The 852-nt window shown below is 42.4% G+C and carries 1 protein-coding gene; it reads left to right on the top strand.

The features are described 5' to 3' along the window. The coding region (locus CXF76_RS00780) for a copper resistance protein B (protein WP_101162825.1) at positions 1–816 on the top strand (816 nt) is incomplete at its 5' end. Between the last annotated feature and the right edge of the window lie 36 nt (positions 817–852).

Here is an 852-nt window from a genome sequence, read left to right as displayed (position 1 = left end):
GGGGCTTCATTAATTAGTTTCCCTTTATTAGCGCAAAGTGAAATGGCACAAATGAATAGCGCTAAGATGCAACCACAAGGAGGAAGTGCACCTAAAGATGCAAGAGACCCCCATGCTTACTCTGCGGGAACAACTTTAACAGAAGGCCCATATGCGCTTGAGGGCAATGAGCGATTAACACTCGCTGATGAGCATCCATTTTACGCATTACTAGGCGATCGTCTTGAATATAACGAGCAAGCAAACGCAGGTGTATTTGACTTACAAGCATGGTACGGCACTACCTTTGATCGATTGGTAATTAAAACCGAGGGTGATTTCAGCGAAGGAAGTATTGAAGAAAACCAAACCGATATTTTATGGGGTCACGCCGTATCAGCATATTGGGATACTCAAGCAGGTGTTCGTCTTGATTACAATAAAGAAGGTGAAAATCGGCAATGGTTGGCTTTTGGCTTACAAGGTTTAGCCCCTTATTGGTTTGAACTTGATATGACAGCATACGTAGGTGAGCGAGGCAATACCGCATTTACGTTAGAGGCAGAGTACGAACTACTACTCACGCAAAAGCTAATTATACAACCGCGAGCCGAAATTACACTTTATGGCAAAAACGATAAACAAAACGAGCTTGGAAGTGGCCTATCAAGCAGCGCGATTGGCTTTAGGGTTCGTTATGAATTTACACGCCAGTTTGCGCCCTATATTGGCGTTGAATGGGGCAATAAATTTGGCAATACCGCCGACTATGCCACATCAAGTGGACAAAGTAGCAACAACACCGCATTTGTTGCGGGTATTAAATTTTGGTTTTAATCATTTTAAATAAGAGGTAATTATGAAGTTTTTTAA

This window comes from Pseudoalteromonas sp. 78C3 (genome assembly GCF_002836695.1).
GTDB lineage: Bacteria > Pseudomonadota > Gammaproteobacteria > Enterobacterales > Alteromonadaceae > Pseudoalteromonas > Pseudoalteromonas arctica.
Note: the sequence above shows the minus strand (reverse complement) of the source record. Positions and strands in the feature narration are given on the sequence as shown.